15 protein-coding genes and 2 pseudogenes are annotated in these 19,234 nt (G+C 71.4%); 4 read left to right on the top strand and 13 right to left on the bottom strand.

The window, feature by feature from the left end:
- The first annotated feature begins 52 nt into the window (after positions 1 to 52).
- Complete coding sequence (locus tag ACWD04_RS12420) at positions 53 to 655, top strand: Uma2 family endonuclease (protein ID WP_451131132.1); 603 nt, start codon at positions 53 to 55, stop codon at positions 653 to 655.
- A gap of 16 nt (positions 656 to 671) precedes the next feature.
- Here ACWD04_RS12420 and ACWD04_RS12415 read toward each other — a convergent pair.
- Positions 672 to 1,470 (bottom strand): annotated as a pseudogene (locus tag ACWD04_RS12415) (trans-aconitate 2-methyltransferase).
- A gap of 87 nt (positions 1,471 to 1,557) precedes the next feature.
- On the opposite strand from ACWD04_RS12415, the gene ACWD04_RS12410 reads away from it, so the two are divergent.
- Positions 1,558 to 2,055, top strand: a complete 498-nt coding sequence (locus ACWD04_RS12410) for a MarR family winged helix-turn-helix transcriptional regulator (protein WP_451130914.1) — start codon at positions 1,558 to 1,560, stop codon at positions 2,053 to 2,055.
- Here the strand turns inward: ACWD04_RS12410 and ACWD04_RS12405 are convergent.
- Positions 2,014 to 2,808: a LuxR C-terminal-related transcriptional regulator gene (locus tag ACWD04_RS12405; RefSeq protein WP_451130912.1), complete on the bottom strand. Its 795-nt coding sequence runs from the start codon at positions 2,806 to 2,808 to the stop codon at positions 2,014 to 2,016. The genes ACWD04_RS12410 and ACWD04_RS12405 overlap by 42 nt on opposite strands.
- Before the next feature lie 267 nt (positions 2,809 to 3,075).
- Between ACWD04_RS12405 and ACWD04_RS12400 the strand changes: the two are divergent.
- A pseudogene (locus ACWD04_RS12400) lies at positions 3,076 to 3,513 on the top strand (GNAT family N-acetyltransferase); the annotation flags it as partial.
- Here ACWD04_RS12400 and galK read toward each other — a convergent pair.
- From galK to ACWD04_RS12360, 8 genes are all read right to left on the bottom strand, one after another.
- Positions 3,503 to 4,678: a galactokinase gene (galK, locus tag ACWD04_RS12395; RefSeq protein WP_451130910.1), complete on the bottom strand. Its 1,176-nt coding sequence runs from the start codon at positions 4,676 to 4,678 to the stop codon at positions 3,503 to 3,505. The pseudogene ACWD04_RS12400 and the gene galK sit on opposite strands and share 11 nt — an antisense overlap.
- Positions 4,675 to 5,655, bottom strand: a complete 981-nt coding sequence (galE, locus tag ACWD04_RS12390) for a UDP-glucose 4-epimerase GalE (protein WP_451130908.1) — start codon at positions 5,653 to 5,655, stop codon at positions 4,675 to 4,677. The genes galK and galE overlap by 4 nt, the downstream gene beginning before the upstream one ends.
- Entirely contained in the window at positions 5,652 to 6,704 is a 1,053-nt protein-coding gene (galT, locus tag ACWD04_RS12385) for a galactose-1-phosphate uridylyltransferase (protein WP_451130906.1), read from the bottom strand. The genes galE and galT overlap by 4 nt, the downstream gene beginning before the upstream one ends.
- A 393-nt stretch (positions 6,705 to 7,097) precedes the next feature.
- Complete coding sequence (locus tag ACWD04_RS12380) at positions 7,098 to 7,793, bottom strand: response regulator transcription factor (RefSeq protein ID WP_451131130.1); 696 nt, start codon at positions 7,791 to 7,793, stop codon at positions 7,098 to 7,100.
- Positions 7,794 to 8,038: 245 nt separating this feature from the next.
- Positions 8,039 to 9,973 carry an outer membrane protein assembly factor BamB family protein gene (locus tag ACWD04_RS12375; RefSeq protein ID WP_451130904.1) on the bottom strand — a complete coding sequence of 645 codons (1,935 nt, stop codon included), beginning with the start codon at positions 9,971 to 9,973 and terminating at the stop codon, positions 8,039 to 8,041.
- A gap of 58 nt (positions 9,974 to 10,031) precedes the next feature.
- Positions 10,032 to 11,933 (bottom strand): outer membrane protein assembly factor BamB family protein, encoded by a 1,902-nt coding sequence (locus ACWD04_RS12370; RefSeq protein ID WP_451130902.1) that lies wholly within the window; start codon positions 11,931 to 11,933, stop codon positions 10,032 to 10,034.
- Between the two features lie 360 nt (positions 11,934 to 12,293).
- The gene (locus ACWD04_RS12365; RefSeq protein WP_451130900.1) at positions 12,294 to 13,985 is read right to left on the bottom strand and encodes an outer membrane protein assembly factor BamB family protein; all 1,692 of its coding nucleotides are present in this window, start codon (positions 13,983 to 13,985) and stop codon (positions 12,294 to 12,296) included.
- Positions 13,986 to 14,106: 121 nt separating this feature from the next.
- Entirely contained in the window at positions 14,107 to 15,924 is a 1,818-nt protein-coding gene (locus tag ACWD04_RS12360) for an ABC-F family ATP-binding cassette domain-containing protein (RefSeq protein WP_451130898.1), read from the bottom strand.
- A 147-nt stretch (positions 15,925 to 16,071) separates the two neighbouring features.
- Between ACWD04_RS12360 and ACWD04_RS12355 the strand changes: the two genes are divergently transcribed.
- A complete protein-coding gene (locus ACWD04_RS12355) occupies positions 16,072 to 16,725 on the top strand; it encodes a lipoprotein (RefSeq protein WP_451130896.1) in 654 nt (217 codons plus the stop codon).
- A 137-nt stretch (positions 16,726 to 16,862) separates the two neighbouring features.
- On the opposite strand, the gene ACWD04_RS12350 is transcribed toward ACWD04_RS12355, so the two are convergent.
- Genes ACWD04_RS12350 through ACWD04_RS12340 form a run of 3 tightly spaced genes read right to left on the bottom strand, consistent with a single transcriptional unit; the run spans position 16,863 to position 19,213 of the window.
- Complete coding sequence (locus tag ACWD04_RS12350; RefSeq protein WP_451130894.1) at positions 16,863 to 17,765, bottom strand: 4-(cytidine 5'-diphospho)-2-C-methyl-D-erythritol kinase; 903 nt, start codon at positions 17,763 to 17,765, stop codon at positions 16,863 to 16,865.
- Positions 17,762 to 18,634, bottom strand: coding sequence for a 16S rRNA (adenine(1518)-N(6)/adenine(1519)-N(6))-dimethyltransferase RsmA (gene rsmA, locus ACWD04_RS12345; RefSeq protein ID WP_451130892.1), 873 nt, complete (start codon positions 18,632 to 18,634; stop codon positions 17,762 to 17,764). The genes ACWD04_RS12350 and rsmA overlap by 4 nt, the downstream gene beginning before the upstream one ends.
- Positions 18,635 to 18,643: 9 nt before the next feature.
- Complete coding sequence (locus tag ACWD04_RS12340; RefSeq protein WP_451130890.1) at positions 18,644 to 19,213, bottom strand: ubiquitin-like domain-containing protein; 570 nt, start codon at positions 19,211 to 19,213, stop codon at positions 18,644 to 18,646.
- Between the last annotated feature and the right edge of the window lie 21 nt (positions 19,214 to 19,234).

The raw sequence follows: 19,234 nt of genomic DNA, 5'->3' as shown, positions 1-19,234 counted from the left end.
CCGGACCTTACTGTGGTGGGGCAGGACCAGAATCCCGTCCATGGGAGGAACCATGACCGCCGAGCCGATCACCGGGCACAGCAGCGGCTGGCCGGCGCCCCCGCAGGACGGATACACCGTAGACGACCTGTTCACGCTGCCCGATCTCCCGCCGCACACGGAATTGCTCGACGGGAGCCTGGTCTTGGTGGGTCCGCAGCGAGATTTCCACAGCACGATCATCGACCTTCTGACGGCCGGGCTCCGCCGCAGCGCGCCGCCCGAGCTGAAGGCACGCCGTGAAATGACCGTGGTCCTCGACCGGCGCAACGCCCCCGAGCCGGATGTCTGCGTCGTCCGGGCGGAAGCGGTCACCGGGCGGGAGCTCACCCGTTTCGAGGCGGCGGACATGGTTCTCGCCGTCGAGGTGGTCTCACCCGACTCCGAGGCCCGGGACCGCGAGACCAAGCCACACAAGTACGCCATCGCAGGAATCGAGCACTTCTGGCTGGTCGAGATGACCGGCACCGACCGGCACCCGGTGGTGCGGGTCTACGAGCTGGATCCGGTGACGAAGGCGTACGCGCTGACGGGCATCCATCACGACCGGCTCAAGACGGGTGTGCCGTTCCCCGTCGACCTCGACATCTCGGCGGAAGCCCTCGACGCGCTGTGACGCCCCGCCGGGACGTTCACCCCGCGGTCATGGTGACGGCGAAGATCCTGCGGAACGGGAAGACCGTGCCGTGCGGGCCGGCCGGGTAGGCGGTGCGCAGCAGGTCCCGGTATTCGGTGAGGAAGGCCTCCTGGGCCTCCGGGTCCTCGGCGAGGGCGTCGAGGAGGGGGGCGGAGGCCGGTGCCCTTGACCCAGTCGAGGACGGGGTCCTCGCCCTGGAGCAGGTGCAGGTAGGTGCTCTCCCATACGTCGACGGTGCGACCGGGCGCGGTGAGGTGTTCCAGGTAGTCGGCGGGCGTGTGCACGGCGTCGCCGTGGCGCAGGAGGCCGCCGAGGCGGTCGTGCCAGCGGGAGGATCCGGCGAGTTCACGCATGAGGGTGTGGCTGGGGGCGTCGAAGTTGCCGGGGACCTGGAAGGCGAGGGTGCCGCCGGGGGCGAGGGCGCCCAGCCACTGGGGGAAACGGGCGGTGTGGCCGGGGACCCATTGGAGCAGGGCATTGGAGACGATGAGGTCGTACGTCTCGGTGGGTGCCCAGGTGGTGGCGTCGGCTTCGGTGAAGTCGAGGAGAGGTCCGGCGTGGGCGCGGGCGCGTTCGAGCATCCGGGGGGAGCTGTCGTAGCCGGTGATGCGGGCGCCGGGCCAGCGGGCCGCGAGGAGGGTGGTGGCGTTGCCCGCGCCGCAGCCGAGGTCGGCGATCCGGGGTGCGGGTTCGTGCGGCAGGGGTCCGGTCCGGGCCAGGAGGTCGTGGAAGGGGCGGGTGCGGTGGTCCGCGTGGCGGAGGTATTGCCGAGGATCCCAGGTGGGTGCTGTCATGCGGTCAGGATCACCAGCAGGTCTCTCGATGTCAAGACACTTGAATTCAAGAGACTTCATGTCGAGGGACCCTCTACACTGATCGACATGGAGGACGAGGTCGACCGACTGGTCGCTGCATGGCGCCGCGAGCGCCCCGACCTCGACGTGGAACCACTCGAGGTCCTGAGCCGCGTCTCCCGCCTGGCCAGGCATCTGGACCGGGCCCGCAGAATCGCCTTCGCGGAGCACGAGCTGGAGCCCTGGGAATTCGACGTCCTGACGTCCCTGCGCCGCGCCGGTTCCCCGTACCAGCTCTCCCCCGGCCAGCTCCTCACCCAGACCCTGGTCACCTCGGGCACGATGACGAACCGCATCGACCGGCTGACCAAGAAGAACCTGGTGGAGCGGCTGCCCGACCCGAGCGACCGCCGTGGTGTCCTGGTCCGGCTGACCGACCTGGGCCGCGACAAGGCCGACCAGTCGCTGGCCGGGCTGCTCGACCAGGAGCGGGCCATCCTGGGCGAGCTCTCCCGTCAGCAGCGGTCCGAACTCGCCGGGCTGCTACGCCAGCTGACCGCCCCGTTCGACAACGTCCCCGGTTAGCTCGACCGGTCCCACCCCTGCCCGCCGGGCCAGCGCCACGGCCGCCAGGGTCGAGTGCACACCCAGCTTCCCCAGCACGTTCTGCATATGGGTACGCACCGTGTGCGGGGACAGGAAGAGCCGCTCCGCGACCGCCTTGCGGCCCAGGCCCGCCACCATGCAGCGCAACACCTCGCGCTCGCGCGGCGTCAGCGACTCGACGAGCTGCTCGCTCTCGGTGCGGTGCTTGCGGGCCGCGGTCAGCTCCCGCAGGACCCCGGTCAGCAGGGCGGCCGGCAGATGCGTCTCGTCACGCAGCACGCCCCGTATGACCGTCAGCAGCCTCTGCAGTGAACAGTCCTTGGCGACCCAGCCCGACGCCCCGGCCTGCAGGGCCGTCGCGGCCCGGCGCGGGTCGTCCATCTCGGCGAGTACCACCGTGCGCATGTGCGGATGCCCCGCACGCACCCCGGCCACCAGCGAGATGCCGTCCACCGGAGCGCTGTCGGATGCGCCGTCCGGTGCGCCGCGCGGCGCGGGAACGGTCCGGCCGCCGCCCGGGGCGAGAACGCCCAGTTCGGCGTCGACCAGCATCACGTCGTAGCGGCGCCCCTCGGCGTTCGCGCGCTCCAGACACCGCAGCGCGGCGGGGCCACTGCCCGCAGCGGACACGTCGACGTCCGGTTCGGCGGCGAGAGCCGCCGCCAGGGACTCGGCAAAGATGCGGTGGTCGTCGACCACCAGAACCCGGATACGAGCCACAGACACCCCCATGCTGTGTGAGCTCCTGGGGCGCCCGTTCATGGCCGGCCCCGGCGGGGACGGGCCACGGCGGACGCGACGCCCGGAGCTCCGGTGAACCGCCAGCGCACGGCCGCCGCCGTGTGCCGGCCGCCACCCGCTCCGGGCGTCGTATCCGACTGTCTCGTCCCCTGAAACGGCACCGGCCCCCACCGGTGCTGAGCATCAGCGTACGGCGGGCGGTGTGCGCCGGAAGGCTATTCGCAGAACTGACCACCCGAGGTGTTTAGGGTGTTGTACATGTTCCGTCTTGAGACCGAAGTGGACAAGGAACGTCGTATTCTGCTGGGCCGTCGGCTGCACGACGAGAACTGGGACGGATCACCGGAGCTGCGCGCCCTGCACTTGACCTCCGCCGAACACGAAGTCCCGCTGGAGGTCTGGCTCCTGGACGACAGCGGAGAGCTGGCGGGCGGGCTGAGCGGGCGGACCTGGGCCTACTGGCTCCACGTGGACCTGCTCTGGGTGGACACCCCCCACCGCGGCCTCGGCCTCGGCGCGCGGCTGCTCGCCGAGGCCGAACGTCTCGCCCACGACGACCGGGCCTGTACCCGCTCCCGGCTCGAGACCTGGGATTTCCAGGCCCCGGACTTCTACCGGAAGCAGGGGTACGAGGTGGTCGGCGAGGTAGCGGACTACCCGCCCGGCGTCGCGGAGTTCATCCTGGTCAAGCGGCTGGAGCGACCCGCCGGGCCCCCGCCGAAGGAACCGCGGGGAAGATTCCAGGGGTGGCGTGACCGGCGGAGGTGAAGGCTTCCGAAACGGCCTTGGCGACGGTGTCCGCCATCGCTTCCTCCACCAGCACGATCGCCGAGCCGCCGAAGCCGCCTCCCGTCATCCTGGCCCCGAGCGCCCCGGCGGTGTTCGCCGTGGAGACCACGAGGTCCAGCTCCGGGCACGAGACCCGCAGGTCGTCGCGGAGCGAGAGGTGCCCCTGGTTGAGGACCGGGCCCGCCGCGCGCACCTCACCCGCGTCGAGCAGCGAAATGATCTGCTCCACCCGGTGGTTGTCACTCACCACATGGCGGACGTAGCGCACGACCGACTCGTCCTCGCCCGCCGCCGCGAGGGTCTCCAGTGCGGCGCCCAGGCCCTCGTACGGAAGGTCGCGGAGGTTGGGGACACCGAGTGCCCGGGCGCCCGCCTCGCAGCCGGCCCGGCGCTCCGCGTACGCGCCGTCGCCCAGGGAGTGCTTGACCCGGGTGTCGACGACGAGCAGCTGCAGCCCGTGCGCGGGCAGGTCGAAGGGGACCTGGCGCTGGCTGAGGTCGCGGGTGTCGAGGTACAGCGCGTGGCCCTCGGCGCAGCAGGCGGAGGCCATCTGGTCCATGACGCCGCAGGGCACGCCGACGAACAGGTTCTCGGCCCGCTGGCCGAGCACGGCGATCTCCGGTGCGCTCAGGCCCAGTGCGAAGAGGTCGTTCAGGGCGAGCGCGGTGACGACTTCGAGGGCGGCGGACGAGGAGAGTCCGGCGCCCACCGGCACGGTGGAGGTGAGCTGGATGTCCGCCCCGGTGACCGGGTGACCGGCCTCGCGGAGCGCCCAGACGACACCGGCCGGGTAGGCGGCCCAGCCGTGGCCGGAGTGCGGGACCAGCTCGTCGACGCGCAGGGAGACCACGCCGCCCGGTACGTCGGTGGAATGCAGGCGCAGCTGTCCGTCGGTGCGGCGGGCGACGGCCGCGCGGGCTTGGTGCGGGAGGGCCAGCGGCATGACGAAGCCGTCGTTGAAGTCGGTGTACTCACCGATCAGGTTCACTCGTCCGGGTGCTGCCCAGATCCCCTCGGGGGCGGTCCCGTAGAGCTCGGTGAAGGAGACGGTCAGGTCGGTGTTGTCGGTCATGGTGCCGTGGGGTCCTCTCGGCGGGCGAACGTCCACGCGTCGGCGACGATGGCGGCCAGGTCGGCGCGGGACGGCTGCCAGCCGAGCCTCTCCCTGGCGGTGGCGGCGGAGGCGACGAGGACGGCCGGGTCGCCGCCGCGCCGGGGTGCGGCGGTCTCGGGGACCGGGTGGCCGGTGACCTGGCGGACGGTCTCGATGACTTCGCGTACGGAGAAGCCGTTGCCGTTGCCGAGGTTGCAGATGAGGTGTTCGCCCGCGGTGGCCGCTTCGAGGGCCAGCAGGTGGGCCTCGGCGAGGTCGGCGACGTGGATGTAGTCGCGTACGCAGGTGCCGTCCGGGGTCGGGTAGTCGTCGCCGTACACGGAGATCGACTCCCGCCGGCCGAGCGCGACCTGGAGGACCAGCGGGATGAGGTGCGACTCGGGGCTGTGGCGCTCGCCGCAGCTGCCGTAGGCGCCGGCGACGTTGAAGTAGCGCAGGGAGACGGCGGCCAGGCCGTGGGCGGTCGCCTCGCCGCTGATCATGTGGTCGACGGCGAGCTTGGAGGCGCCGTACGGGCTGGTGGGCGCGGTGGGGTCGGTCTCCGTGATGGGGCTGGAGACCGGCTCCCCGTAGGTCGCCGCGGTGGAGGAGAAGACGAGGGTGCGCACCCCCGCCTCACGCATGGCGGCGAGGAGGGCGGTGGTGCCGCCGACGTTGTTGACCCAGTACTTCTCGGGGTCGACGACGGACTCGCCCACCTGGGAGTATGCGGCGAAGTGCAGCACTCCGTCGTAGGAGGGGTCCAGCCACTTGGCGGCGTCCTGAATGCGGCCCTCGATGAACTCGGCGCCCGCGGGGACGCCCTCGCGGAAGCCCGTCGACAGGTCGTCGAGGACGGTCACGGTGTGGCCGGCCTCCAGCAGGTGTGCGGCGACGACACCGCCCACGTATCCCGCGCCGCCCGTCACCAGGTACTTCTTGCCGGTGTTGCTCACTCGCTCGCTACCTCTCGCAGTCGCTGGGCCGCGGCCTCCGGCGGCACGTCGTTGATGAACACGCCCATGCCGGACTCGGAGCCCGCGAGGAACTTCAGCTTGCCAGTGGTCCGCCTGATGGTGAAAAGCTCGAGGTGCAGCCCGAACTCCTCACGGCCGGGGACCCTGAACGGGGCCTGGTGCCAGGCCGAGATGTACGGGGTCGGCGGCTCGCCGGGGCCGAAGATCCGGTCGAATCGCCTCAAGAGTTCCAGATAGATCTGTGGGAACTCCGTGCGGGCTCCCTCGTCGAGCTCCCGCAGGTCGGGAACGCGGCGGCGCGGGTGGAGGTGGACCTCGTAGGGCCAGTGCGCGGCGTACGGCACGAAGGCGACCCAGTGCTCGCCCTCCAGGACGACACGGTCGCCGTCGGCGAGCTCGCGGGCGACGACGTCGTCGAAGAGGTTGCGGCCGGTCTCGGCGCGGTGGGTCTGCGCCGAGCGCATCATCAGCTCGGTGCGAGGCGTGACGAAGGGGTAGCCGTAGATCTGCCCGTGGGGGTGGCCGAGGGTGACGCCGATCTCGGCGCCCCGGTTCTCGAAGCAGAACACCTGGGTGACCTGCGGGAGCTCGGCGAGGTCGGCCGTGCGGTCGGTCCATGCCTCCAGGACCAGGGCGGCCTGGTCGTCGGTGAGGCCGGCGAAGGACACGTCGTGGTCGGAGGTGAAACAGACGACCTCGCAGCGGCCGGAGTCACCGGCGAGGGAGGGGAAACGGTTCTCGAAGACGGCGACGTCGTAGGTGGCGTCGGGGATCTCGCTGAGCCGTCCCTCGCGCGAGGGGCAGAGCGGGCATTCGTCAGCCGGCGGGTGGTACGTACGCCCCTGCCGGTGCGAGGCGATGGCCACCGAGTCGCCGAGCAGCGGGTCGTGGCGGATCTCCGAGTCCCCCTCGGACGCGGAGACGGCATCCAGCGGCCGCAGGTCGACGGCGCCGCGGACGGTGTCGTCCGCGGCGTCGTAGTAGATCAGCTCGCGGCCGTCGGCGAGGGTCGTAACCGTCTTCTTCACCAGGCTCCTCCATGTAACGCCCTCTAAACAGAACCGAACATAACTAATCACAAGTCAACATCATCGTCAATGCCGATGCCCCCGGGATGCTGCGCAAGGGGGCGGCCGGACCTGAACATGTCCACACGCACGATCACGAGCGAACAAAGAACGAACAGGAGACGATCTTCGGCGGGAGGTGCACCGGCGGATGCACGTGGTCGTTCTCGCCGTCGAACTCCCGGCATGTCGTACCGACACCACGTGCGCGTGGAGGGCTAAGGGACCGCCATGGCCAGTACGTGTGTCACGACATTCGGCAGTCGCCGGGTTGACGGTCGGACGGGGCGCCGGACAGGCCGGAGAGCTGACCGGTACGCCGTAGCCGACCGGCATCCCGTGAGGGCCGGACCGTCACGCGAGGCCGTCCGGCCCCTGCGGCGTTCCCGAAGCCGCCCGGTCGAGCAGTCCCGTACGGGCCGCGAGTGCGGCTGCCTCCAGCCGGGAACCGACGCCGAGCTTCATCAGCACCCGCTGCACATGCGTGCGCGCGGTGCTCGGCGCGATCGCCATACCGGCCGCGATCAGCCGGGTGTCCTCACCCTCGGCGACCCGCACCAGCACCTCGACCTCGCGCGGGGTCAGCATCCGCAGCAGCCGCTGCCCCTCGTCGTCCGGCTGGACCGCCGGATGCAGCATCTCGGCGAAGGCGCCTCGCAGCAGCTGCGGGGCGACCGCGGCCTCTCCCGCACGGGCCTTGATCATGGCGCGCTCGACGCCCTCGATGCGTTCGTCGTGGCGGACGTAACCGGCCGCGCCGGCGGCGAAGGCCGCGGCGATCCCGCGCGGGCTCGGCACCGGGCCGAGCACCACCACGGCGACCTGCGGGCGCTCCCGTCCGATCCGTATGATCGGGTCGAACGCCCCGGGTGCGGCGGGCGCCGCCGTGCCGAACAGGCAGACCTCCGGCGTCCTGCTGACGACCAGTTCTGCGGCCCCGGACGTCGGCGCGGCTGCCGCGAGCACCCTGTGCCCCCGCAGTTTGAGCGCCGAGGCGAGTGCCTCGGCGAGCAGGCGGTGGTCATCGACCACCATGAGCCGCACGCCCATCGAGATAGCCCCCATGTGTGCAGCGCCGTACCGCTGCGTAACCCTGAACAGGCCCCCCGGCCCCTCTGACCCGGCAAGTTACACGCTTGTTCGACGCGGCGCGCCCCCTACTGGTCAGAAGCCCCCCAGAATGCCGAATTCTGAGTCATTCGGGGCTACTTGCCCGTCGGAAAACGATCGACCCTGCCGGTCTGATGATCAACCGGCAGGGCCGTCGCTGCCGGCCCAGGAATGGGCCGGGCGGGTCAGACGGTGTTGAAGGACACCGCGAGATACTGCTTGTCGTCCAGCGAACTGGACTTTCTGGGCTCACTGACCATCTTCTCGGAGATGAACAGCCGCCCCTTCTCGTAGATGAACTCGGAGTATGCGGCGGAGAAGCTGGTCTCCGCGTCACGGACCGCCTCGTCGTCCGGGTTGACCATCAGCACGGTCTCCTCGAAGGAGGAGCCGTTGACGGAGACGATCTGGCCACCCTTGTCGTACGGCGGCTGCTTGTACGCGATGACGTTGGAGCCGTCCATGCGCAGCGGGGTGAGCGTGTAGCGGTCACCCGCCTCCGCCTTGCCTCCGACGAGCTTGCCGGTGGTGAGGTCGAAGGCGACGATCTCGTTGGTGTCGCCGTACTCGCCGCCGCCCTCGTGCTCCTCCGTCGGCACATAGAGCCTGTTGTTGCCGACGGCCAGGGAGCTGCACTGCTCGACCTCGGTGGAGCCGCATTCCCCGGCGTACTTGTCCGCGTCGGCCGAGATCCGGACGATGAGCTTGCCGGTGGCCGCGTCGATGGAGAAGAAGTCCGAGATGCTGCTGCCGTCGCCGGCGGTGTCGCCGACGTCGGCCGCGACGACGAGCGGCTTGGTGGAGACGATGGCCGCGTACTCGACGCCGGCCGGCATGGTGTACGAGGAGAGCGGTGCGCCGGTGGCCGGGTTCAGCGCCTGGACGGTCAGCTGCGGATCGTCGTAGCTGCCGCACTTGCGGACCACCGCGAGGGCGTCGCCGCCGCCGTAGCCCACGTCGTAGCAACGGTTGGCGTCGGCCTTCGGCTTCCAGAGCTCGGCGCCGTCCGCGAGGTTGAAGGCGGCGCCGCCGCCGGTTCCGCCCGCGGCGACCGTCGTGCCGCTGAGCGTGACCTCGCCGAACCTGACGGGCTCGTCACCGCTGGCGGCGGAGGTGACGGACTTGCTCCACATGAGCTTGCCGGTGGCCAGGTCGAGCGCGCCGATCTGGGTGCAGGAGGGGTACTTGTCCGCAGCGCTCGGCTTGCCTTCAGCGAAGGCGATGGCCGTCTTGTAGTCCTTGCTCATGTGCCGGGACGCGGCGCAGAGCTGACCGTTCAGCGGGATCGACCAGAGCTTGGTGCCCTTGGCCAGGTCGTAGCCGACGATCTCGTACACGCCGGTCTTCACGTACGCCTTGTCCGTGACCCAGGAGCCTTCGACGGCCGTGGTGTCGGTGACCTTCGGGTGCGGGAGCTGGAAGCCGACCTTGGACTTGGTGTCGGCCGGAGCCTTCTCGGCGCCGCCGCCCAGGCCCGCGTCTTCGCCGCCCTTACCGTCGCCGCCGCTGGTTCCGGCCGAGGACGCCTCGTCCTGCTTGCCGTCGTCGTCACTGCCGCTGGACGCGTAGAAGACTCCGCCGCCGATGATCAGCACCACGGCGACGGCCGCGGCGACGATGATCTGCATCTGGGTGGTGAACTTCTTGCCGCCGCCCGGCTGGGGGCCGGGGTACTGCGGCTGCATGGGTGCGGTCGGGTAGCCGTACCCCTGCTGCGGAGCCATGCCGGGCGGCGGCGCCTGCGGGAAACCGTAGCCGGGCTGAGCGGGCGGCTGCTGCCCGGACGGCGGCGCCTGCGGAAAGCCGTAGCCGGGCTGAGCGGGCGGCTGCTGCCCGGGCGGCGGCGCCTGCGGGAAACCGTAGCCGGGCTGAGCGGGCGGCTGCTGCCCGGGCGGCGGCGCCTGCGGAAAGCCGTAGCCGGGCTGAGCGGGCGGCTGCTGCCCGGGCGGCGGCGCCTGCGGAAAGCCGTAGCCGCCGGCGGGCGGGGTGGTCGGCGCGGCCGGCGGCTGCTTGCCGAACGGATCGGCGGGCGGCGGGGTGGGCGGGCCGAATCCGCCGGGAGGCGGGTCCTGCGGGGCGCCGAATCCGCCCTGGGGCGGTTCGTTGGGCGGCTGGGTCATGGCGTACGTACCTCTACGGGGTCTGAGAAGAAGGGGCGGCGGTTACCGTCGTCTGCCGTCACTTACCGAAGGCCATCATGGTCGTCTGCTCTTTTTCCGCCTCGTCGTTGGTCGCGCTGACGCGGTTGCTGACGACGAAGGAACGGCCGCCCGCGTAGGCGATCGTGGACGAGAAGAAGTTCTCGATCCCGGTCGTCGAGTCCGGGTGCTGCAGCACCACCTTCGGCGCGCCTCCGGTGGGCGCGATCGTCGCGATCGCCCCGCCCTTGTCGTACGAGGGCTCCAGGTAGACCAGGACGTTGCCGCCTTCCATGCGCAGCGGCTTCATGGTGCGCTCGGCGGGGGCCGCGGCCTTCCACTTGGACTTGCCGGTGTTCAGGTCGAACGCGATGACCTTGTTGGTGCGGGCGGAGCCGCTGGTGTCGTCCTCGGTCATCATGTAGAAAGTGTCGGCGTCGGCGGCGAGGCCCTCGCAGCCTTCCAGCTGCCCGCCGAAGATCACGAAGCCGCCTCCGCAGTCGACGGCGGGGTTGTCCCCCTTGTCACTGACCAGCTGGGAGCGGAGCGTTCCGTTCTCCTTGAGCGCGAGGATGCCCCACTTCTTCTCCTCCGGCTGGGTCAGCGAGACGACGAGAGGGCTCACCGAGTAGACCTTGTCGACCTCCCAGCCGAGCTTGGGCTGGTACGTCCACTTGGCCTTCCCGGTGGTCGGGTCCATCTCCTGGATCTGGTGCTGCGGGGCGTCCCCGTAGTCGGTGGGGCAACGGGTCGCCGCGATCAGCTTGGGGCCGCCGGCGAAGGCGAACGGCTTGCAGTCGGCCGACGGGGTGCCGAACAGCTCCTTGCCGTCGCTGACCCGGTAGGCGTTGGAGTTGCTCGTGCGGCCGACAGCCACGGTGTCACCGCTGATAGCGAGACCGATGTCGGACAGCAGGTCGAAGTTGCCGCTCTTCTTGATCTCCTTCTTCCAGCCGGCCTTGCCGGTGTTGAGGTCGATCATCTGCAGCTCGGAGCATGTGGCCTTGTCCGTGGTGCCGTTCTTCACACCGATGACGATCTTGCCGTCGGCCGTGGCCGTTCCGGGTGCCGCGCACATGTCGACGGGCAGCGGAAGGGTCCACTTCGGCTTGCCGTCGGTCACCGAGTAGCCGACGACCGAGCGGTACATGCCCTTGACGAGCGTGTCCCCGACGATCCACGGGCCGTAGACGTCCGCGCCGTTGCGCGGCAGGTCGATGTCGTTCGTCGTCAGCCAGAGGACCTTCGCCTCGCCGTCCTTGCGCCCGGCGTTCAGGTCGTCGTCGGCCTCGCGTCCGTCGCCCTTGCCGTCACCCTGGTCGACGGTGGGCGAGGCGCTCGGATCGGCAGCGCCGTCACTGGACTTGGCGACGGGCTTCTTCTCGTCGTCGCCACTGCTCGTGGCGAGGAAGATGCCGCCGCCGACGACGAGGAGCACAGCGAGCGCCGCACCGATGATGACCGCGGGCTTGCCCTTGAAGGGGCCGCCGCCGGAGCCGCCGGGCGCGGGCGCGCCGGGGTACTGCTGCTGCGGGTAGCCGTAGCCGGGCTGCTGGCCGTACGGGCCGGGCTGCTGGCCGTACGGCCCGGCGGGAGCGCCGTACGGGCCGGGCTGTTGGCCGTACCCCCCAGCGGGGGCGCCGTACGGGCCGGGCTGCTGGGCGTACGGCCCGGGGGCCGCCTGGCCGGGGGCCTGGGGATAGCCGTAGCCGGGCTGCGCCCCGGGGGCCTGCGGGTAGCCGTAACCCGGCTGCGCGGGGGGAGGCGTCTGCGGCGCTCCCGGGGCCGGCGTCTGCGGGGGCACGGGCGGCATCTGCGGTGGAGCCGCAGGTGGCGACTGCGGCTGGGGTGACTGCGGCTGGGGTGACTGAGGAGTGCCCTGCGGCTCCTGCGGAGCCCCGAAGCCCCCCTGCGGCGGTTGCTGGCTGGGCGGCTGAGTCATCAGCACGTCCCCCTTCGTGCGGTCCGGTGCCCGGTCCGGTCTCCCCCGCGATTCCGCTGGGCTCAGAGGATCAGGTGCGAGAAATCTCTGAATTCCCCCCGGAAAGGAGCGAATCGGGCATGGGTTCCGCGGCGTTACGACAGTCGAGCGGGGCTTCTTTGTACCACCCGCCCACCTGGGGCACCGGTTCGGTCCAACCCCTGTTCCCAAGGGAGAACCGGGCCGTGATGCCGTCGTTACGCGCCCGGCGTTCCCCTGCGGGGCCCCCTCCCCCCGACGCTCCGTCAACTCCGTTCCACAGGCGCGGCCTTCACGTTCTGCGCCGCCGGGGCGGGCCACTTCACCGAGGCGCGCGCCCGCTCACTCTCCGAAGGCCATCATGGTCTTCATGTCCGCCTCGGCGTCGTCGTCCTCGGCGGTACCGACCAGCGGCAGGGTGAGGAGGGAACGGCCGTCCGCGTAGTCGACCTCGGCCGCGGTCATGCCGGCCTCGATCGCGGCCGTCGACGCCGGATGGGTCAGCACCGTCCGCGGGGCCCCTCCGGTGGGCGCGAGCGTGGCGATCTCGCCTCCCCGCGTCTCGGTGGCCGCCACGTACAGCAGCAGCTTCCCGTCCTCCATGCGCAGCGGCTCCATCCGGCGTCCCAGCGGGGCGTCGGCCGTCCACTTCTGCTCGCCGGTGTTCAGGTCGAAGGCGACGATCCGGTTGTCGACGTCGAATTCGACGTGCTTCCGCTTGGTCGACACATAGAAGGTGTCCTCGTCCGCCGCGACCCCTTCGCAGTCGTCCCGGTTGCGGGTCACCACCAGATAGCCCCCGCACCTCACCTCGTAGTCGGCGAACCCGAGATCGACGTCCCGGGTGCCCAGTTCGATGTGTGACCGGAGGGTGCCGTTGTCCCGCAGGGCGAGGAGCCGCCACTCGTCGCCCTTCAGCACCGACACGACGAACGGACTGACGGAGTGGACCTGGTCGACGAACCAGTCCTTCTCGATCGTGTACGCCCACTTCTTCCTCCCGGACGCGGGGTCGAACTCCTGGACCTGGTTGCCGTCCTCGCAGTTCGCGACCGCCATCATCCGGGCACCGCTGAGGAACGCGTAGGACCGGCACTCCCGCGGCTGCGTGGCGAACAGCTCCTGCCCGTCACTCACCCGGTAGGTGTGGACGTGGCCGGGGCGCGCGTACGTCACCGTGCCGCCGTTCGCCGCCATGACGACCCGCTTCTCGACCTCGGCGACGGGGACCTTCGGGAAGGTCTTCCTCCAGCCGGTCTCGCCCGTCCGCAGGTCGATCATCTGCAGAACGGTGCAGTCCGTGCCGTTGTCGGACTCCTTCGCCTCGACGGCTACCACGATCCTGCCGTCGTCGGTCGGACGGGTGGGGGCCGCGCAGATGTCGTCCGGCAGCTTCACGCTCCACAGCTGCTTGCCGTCGGCCGCCGAGTAGCCCGACACGGTGCGGTACATGCCCTTGGCGACGACGTCTCCGGCCTCCCAGGGCCCGTAGACGCCCATGGCCTTTCCGGGGAGGTCGGTGCCCAGGCTCTGTAGCCACCGGACCTTCGCCTCACCCGGTTCACGCCGGGCGTCGAGCTGCGCCGCGAGTTCCGCGTCGCTCAGCTTGTCGCCGTTGCCGTCGCCCTGTTCCGCCGCGGGCGAGGCGCCCGACGCGTCGCCGGCGACCGGCTTCTTCCCGTCGTCGCCGCTGAGGGCGAACCAGGCGCCGCCACCGGCGATCAGGGCAAGGGCGAGCGCGGCGCGGACCACCATGCCGGTCCTGCCGTTGAAGCGGCCACCGCCACCGGGCCCGGCCGGCCCGCCCGGTGCCTGAGCCGTCACCGTCGACGGCTGGGGCGGAAAGCCGAAACCGCCCTGCGCCGACTGCCCGTACGGCCCGGGCTGCTGCCCGTACGGCCCCGGCTGCTGTCCGTACGGCCCCGGCTGCGCGGCGTACGGCCCCGGTACCGGGACCGGCCCCGGGGTTCCCGGCGGCGGGTCGTACGGTGCCCCGAAGCCTTCCTGCGGTTGCGGGCCGGAAGGCTGAGTCATCGACGGTGTCCCCTCGTACGGTTATAGCTCCGCAGGGTCACGTCAACCCGAGCGGCGCCTACTTTCTACCACCCGCCCGGGCACCGCCTACGGTCCGGACCTGGCCGCCCCTCAGGCCTGCTCAGGCCTCCTCGGCCAGCTCCAGCCAGCGCATCTCCAGCACATCCCGTTCCGCGACCAGTTCACGCAGCTCGGCGTCGAGCTCGGCGACCTTCTCGAAGTCGGTGGCGTTGTCGGCGATCTGCGCGTGCAGCGTCGTCTCCCTGGTCGACATCTTGTCGAGCTGCCGTTCCACCTTCTGGAGCTCCTTCTTCGCGGCACGCGCGGCCTGCGGCGAGACGGCCTCGGCCGGTGCTGCCTTGGGCGCCGAGGACCCCGCGGCGGAGGCGGGCGTGGCCGTCTCCTCCATGCGCTGCCTGCGCTCGATGTACTCGTCGATGCCACGCGGCAGCATCCGCAGCGCCTGATCGCCGAGGAGCGCCATCACCCGGTCCGTGGTCCGCTCGACGAAGAACCGGTCGTGGGAGATCACGATCATCGAGCCGGGCCAGCCGTCGAGGAGGTCCTCCAGCTGGGTCAGGGTCTCGATGTCCAGGTCGTTGGTGGGCTCGTCGAGGAAGAGGACGTTCGGCTCGTCCATCAGCAGACGCAGGATCTGCAGCCGCCGGCGCTCACCGCCGGACAGGTCACCGACGGGCGTCCACTGCTTCTCCTTGGCGAAGCCGAACTGCTCGCAGAGCTGACCGGCGGTCATCTCGCGTCCCTTGCCGAGGTCGACCCGGTCGCGCACCTGCTGGACGGCTTCGAGCACGCGCAGGCCGGGGTTGAGCTCCGCGACCTCCTGCGAGAGATAGGCGAGCTTCACCGTCCTGCCGACGACGATCTTCCCGGCGGCGGGCTGTACGTCGCCCTGGCTGCGGCACGCCTCGGTGAGCGCCCGCAGCAGCGAGGTCTTACCCGCGCCGTTGACGCCGACCAGGCCGATGCGGTCACCGGGGCCGAGCTGCCAGGTGAGGTGGGTGAGCAGGGTCTTGGGTCCGGCCTGGACGGTCACGTCCTCCAGGTCGAAGACGGTCTTGCCGAGCCGGGCGTTGGCGAACTTCATCAGCTCGCTGGTGTCGCGCGGGGGCGGCACATCGGCGATCAGCTCGTTGGCCGCCTCGATGCGGTAGCGGGGCTTGGACGTACGCGCGGGAGCGCCGCGCCGCAGCCATGCCAGCTCCTTGCGCATCAGGTTCTGCCGCTTGGACTCCTCGGTCGCGGCGATCCGCTCCCGCTCGGCCCGCGCGAAGACGTAGTCGCTGTAGCCGCCTTCGTACTCGTGGACGGCGCCCCGCTGGACGTCCCACATGCGGGTGCAGACCTGGTCCAGGAACCACCGGTCGTGGGTGACGCAGACGAGCGCGGAGCGCCTGGTCCGCAGATGTCCGGCCAGCCAGGAGATGCCCTCGACGTCGAGGTGGTTGGTGGGCTCGTCGAGCACGATCAGGTCCTGCTCGGCGATGAGCAGCTTCGCCAGCGCGATCCGGCGCCGCTCGCCGCCGGAGAGCGGGGCGATGACGGTGTCCAGGCCGTGCTCGAAACCGGGGAGGGCGAGGCCGCCGAAGAGCCCGGTCAGCACATCACGGATCTTGGCGCTGCCGGCCCACTCGTGGTCCTCGAGATCGCCGATCACCTCGTGCCGGATGGTGGCCGTCGGGTCCAGCGAGTCGTGCTGGGTGAGGACGCCGAGGCGCAGCCCACCGTTGTGGGTGACCCGGCCGGTGTCCGCCTCCTCCAGCTTGGCGAGCATCCGGATGAGCGTCGTCTTGCCGTCGCCGTTGCGGCCGACGACGCCGATCCGGTCGCCCTCGGACACCCCGAGGGATACACCGTCGAGCAGGGCACGGGTGCCGTACACCTTGCTGACCTGCTCGACATTGACCAGATTGACGGCCATTTCACTCCTGCCTCGGGGATCCCTGCGTCGGGGACCGCTCGACGTCCCAGAGTAGTCGCCGCGCGGGGTGCGATAGCGTGCGGCGATCGATCATGGGGAGTAACCCCAGGTCGGAGCGGTTCGGAACATCTCTGGGGTGGGGACTTCATGATGCGCTACGGGATACGGACTCTGTTTCCGGCGGTCCTGGCGGCGGCGGTGCTGTCCGGCTGTGCGTCGCCGTCCGACGGCGGTACGGACACGGATGCGGGCCCGGGCAAGAACGGGGACAGCGCCCCCGCGGCGGCAGCGGCGAGCGCGTCGCCGCAGAAGGGCGCCACGCTCGGCGGGAAGGGCTCCGCCTGCGAGCTGCCGGTGACCTTCGAGCTGACGGCGGACTGGAAGCCGCAGGCCGTGGACGTGGATCCCGGTTCCGAGCTCGCGGCAGCGGGGCAGCAGGGCTCAGCCACGATGGTCTGCGAGATCGATGCCAAGCCGGCCGGGAACATCGGCTACCTCCGGGTCTGGCGGGGCAAGGGTTCCGGCACGGCCCCGCGTGCGGCTCTGGAGGACTTCGTGAACGGCGACCCGAACGCGTCCAAGGCCTCGTACAAGGAGACCGAGGCGGGGCCGGTGGCAGCCGCGGAGGTCACCTACACGGTGGACGTCGAACTGCTGGACGAGCAGAAGACGGAGCGGGCCTTCGCCGTCGCCACCCCGGACGGCCCGGTCGTGGTGCACCTGGGCGGGCCGGACTCCGGCGAGCACAAGGCGATGCTCCCGGCGTACGAGCTGGCGAAGAAGAGCCTGAAGCTGCGCTGACGGGCATGATGTCCACAGCTACCGGTCGCGCCGGATCAGCGCGGAACACGGACTCGCCCACCGCGTGATCGAAGACCCGCCCTTGCCGCACCCCGGCAATGCAGGTACGTATCGCCTCGTGCCGGTGGTACCGGCCGTCAGACGACGACGGTGGCGCCCGCCGCCGGTGACGCCGCCACCCGCGCGCTGCGGCAGGTGCCGGACGCCAGCAGGGCGTCCGCCACCTGCCGCGCCGACTCCTCGTCCGCGACCAGGAACGCGGTGGTCGGCCCTGACCCCGAGACCAGTGCGGCCAGGGCGCCCGCAGCGGTGCCCGCCGCGAGGGTGCCGGCCAGCGAGGGACGCAGGGAGAGGGCGGCGGCCTGGAGGTCGTTGCCGAGGGCGCCCGCGAGCGCGGTGGTGTCGCCCTTGCGCAGGGCCGTCAGGAGTGTGGGGGAGGCGGTCGGCCCGGGCACCCGCGTGCCGGCGGTGAGCCGGTCGAACTCGCCGTACACCGCGGGGGTGGAGAGCCCGCCGTCGGCGACGGCGAAGACCCAGTGGAAGGTGCCGCCGACCTCGACGGGGGTCAGCTGCTCACCGCGGCCGACCCCGAGGGCGGCCCCGCCGATCAGGCTGAACGGCACGTCGCTGCCCAGCTCGGCGCAGATCTGCAGGAGTTCCTCCTGGCTCGCGCCGGTGGCCCACAGGGCGTCGCAGGCCAGCAGGGCGGCGGCGCCGTCGGCACTGCCGCCCGCCATGCCGCCGGCGACGGGGATGTCCTTGGCGATGTGTATGTGCACATCCGGGGCGAGGCCGTGCCGGGCCGCCAGGGCGATCGCTGCGCGGGCCGCCAGGTTGGTGGCGTCCAGCGGGACCTGTCCGGCGTCCGGGCCGGAGCAGGTGACGCGCAGGGCGGCGGCGGGGGTGACGGTGACCTCGTCGTACAGGCCGACGGCGAGGAAGACGTTGGCCAGGTCGTGGAAGCCGTCGGGGCGGGGGGCGCCCACCGCGAGCTGCACGTTGACTTTGGCGGGTACGCGGACGGTGACGCTGCGGGTCATGCGGAGGGCTCCGGCTTGTTCTCGGCGATGGCGGCGAACTCCTCGACGGTGAGCGCCTCGCCCCGGGCCTGCGGTGAGATCCCCGCGGCGGTCAGGGCGGCTTCGGCGGCGGGCGCCGAGCCGGCCCAGCCCGCCAGGGCGGCACGCAGCGTCTTGCGGCGCTGGGCGAACGCGGCGTCCACGACGGCGAAGACCTCGGTCCTGCTCGCGGTGGTCCGGATCGGTTCCGTCCGCCGGACCAGGGACACCAGCCCCGAGTCGACGTTGGGCGCGGGCCAGAACACGGTGCGGCCGATCGACCCGGCACGCTTGACGTCGGCGTACCAGTTGGCCTTGACCGAGGGCACGCCGTAGACCTTGTTGCCGGGCCGGGCGGCCAGCCGGTCAGCGACTTCGGCCTGCACCATCACGAGCGTCCGCTCGATGGTGGGGAAGCGCTCCAGCATGGTGAGCAGGACCGGCACAGCGACGTTGTACGGCAGGTTGGCGACGAGCGCGGTCGGCGCCGGGCCGGGCAGCTCGGTGACCAGCATCGCGTCGGAGTGGACCAGGGCGAAGCGGTCGGCGCGCCCCGGCAGCCGGGCGGCAACCGTGGCCGGCAGGGCGCCCGCGAGCACGTCGTCGATCTCCACGGCGACGACCCAATCGGCCGCCTCCAGCAGGGCCAGGGTCAGCGAGCCCAGGCCGGGCCCGACCTCGACCACCACGTCATCGGGCCGTACCTCGGCGGTCCGCACGATCCGGCGGACCGTGTTGGCGTCGATGACGAAGTTCTGACCGCGCTGCTTGGTGGGGCGTACGCCCAGCGCTGCGGCCAGCTCGCGGATGTCTGCGGGGCCCAGGAGGGCGTCGGGCTCTGTGATGCTCACCCGTTAAGCCTACGGCCGCCACGGGGCCCGGGGAGCTCCGCCCGGCACAGGCCCGAAGCCGCGTGCCTCCCGGAGGACGACGACCTCGTCGCCGTCCTCCAGCGCGGTGGCGGGACCGGGGACGACGATGTCGCGGGTGCCGACCGTGACGCCCTCGGCCTCGAGGAGCTCCCCGACGTCGTCCGCGAAGGTGTACAGGGTGCGCGACGCCCCGTCGACGCTGACGCGGACGGCCTTGTCCTGGGCGAGGAACCCGCCGGTGCCGCCGGCCAGAACGGCGAGGATCAGGGCCCGGTGGACGAGCTGACGCAGGGCCTCCGGGCCGCTCCGCAGCCGCCGCCGGGCCGCCCGGTGTCCGGCGGTCTCCGTCCGCGCGGCCGCCTGGCGGGGCACCAGCGGGGTGTCCAGGACGGTCGGGTCATGGACGGGCGGGCGGCCCGGCCACAGTCCGGCGACGATCGTCCGTTGCTCGTGGAGGGAGCGCTGCGGCGGTACCGGGGCGGCGGGGACCCGCGCCGGGGCCTGCCTCGTATGCCGACTGCCGCGCGCTGCACGGTGACTGCCCTGCGAATGGCCCACGTCGCTCCAGAGACTCCGGCT

The sequence above is a fragment of the Streptomyces sp. NPDC002911 genome (assembly GCF_053591835.1).
Note: the sequence above shows the minus strand (reverse complement) of the source record. Positions and strands in the feature narration are given on the sequence as shown.